Source organism: Actinomadura sp. NPDC049753 (assembly GCF_040674655.1).
GTDB lineage: Bacteria > Actinomycetota > Actinomycetes > Streptosporangiales > Streptosporangiaceae > Spirillospora > Spirillospora verrucosospora.
In genome coordinates this window covers 1-1,280 of the sequence record NZ_JBFARL010000466.1, presented here as the reverse complement: position 1 = coordinate 1,280, position 1,280 = coordinate 1, and the positions used below count along the sequence as shown (strand labels likewise).

Sequence of the window (1,280 nt, the reverse complement as noted above, 5' to 3'; positions counted from 1 at the left end):
CCAAGCGCCGCGCGTCGTCCGGCGGGGCCCTCCCCAGCACCGACCCCCTGGCCGGCGCCGATCCGCTGTCCGGTGCCGATCCCCTGCCCGCGGGCCGCGGCCTGCGCCTGTCCCACCCGAACCCGCTGGAGCTCGGCAGGCACGTGAGCACCGACCCCTCCGACGCCCTGGCCGGGCGGGAGGTCGTCCGCGTCGAGCGCGGCACCCTCGGGCTGTCCGCGCGCGGCAAGGTCCCGCTGTACGGCCCGGACGGGCGGATCCTCGGCGAGGTCAGCGTCGGGTTCGACGCCCGCGCCATCGACCGGGAGCTCGGCCACGTGCTGCGCGAGATGTCGCTGTTCGTCGCGGGCGCCGTCCTGCTCGGCGTGGTCGCTTCGGTCGCGATCGGCCGCAGGCTGAAGCGGCAGACGCTCGGCCTCGAACCGTACGAGCTGGTGGAGCTCGTCCACGAGCGGGAGGCGGTGCTGCACGGCGTCGGCGAGGGCGTCGTGGCCGTCGACACCGCGGGCCGGATCGCGGTCTGCAACGACGAGGCGTCCCGGCTGCTCGGCGTCGCCCTGAAGCGCGGCGCCCCCGCCGGGGATCTCGCCGCGGAGGGGACGCTGCGCGACGTCCTCACGGGACGGCGCGACGCCGCGAACCTGTTCGTCACGGCGGGGGAGCGCGTCCTGGTCGTCAACCGGCGGGAGGTCCGCAGGCACCGCCGCGACCTCGGCGCCGTCATCACCCTGCGCGACCGCACCGACCTGGAGACCCTCGCCCGCGAGCTGGACTCGGTCAGCACCCTCTTCGACGCCCTCCGCGCGCAGCGCCACGAGTACGCCAACCGGCTGCACACCCTCTCGGGCCTGCTCCAGCTCGGCCACAGCGAGGAGGCCGCCGACTACGTCGGCACCCTGATGGACGACGCCGCGCGCCGCGCCCCGGCGCCCGACAACCTGCCCGACCCCGTGTCGGACCCGTACCTGCGGGCGTTCCTGTCGGCCAAGTCCGCCGTCGCCGCCGAGAAGGGCGTCCGGCTCGACATCGGCGCCGGCAGCTACGTGCCGGGCCGGGTCGCCGACCCCCTGGACGTGACGACCGTCGTCGGCAACCTCGTCGACAACGCCGTCGAGGCCGCGCGGCTCGGGCCGCGGCGGCCCGCCCGCGTCGAGGTCGAGCTGCTCGGCGACGGCCGCGACCTGCACGCCACCGTCACCGACTCCGGCGACGGGCTGCCGGACGGTCTGCGCGACGCCGTGTTCGACGACGGCGTCTCCACCCGCGACGCCGCGGCGGGC

The 1,280-nt window shown here is 76.6% G+C and carries 1 protein-coding gene; it reads left to right on the top strand.

All coding sequences use genetic code 11. The annotated features are described in order from the left end of the window. On the top strand, window positions 1-1,280 hold a 1,280-nt coding region (locus AB0K37_RS42250), incomplete at both ends, for a Spo0B domain-containing protein (RefSeq protein ID WP_363991888.1).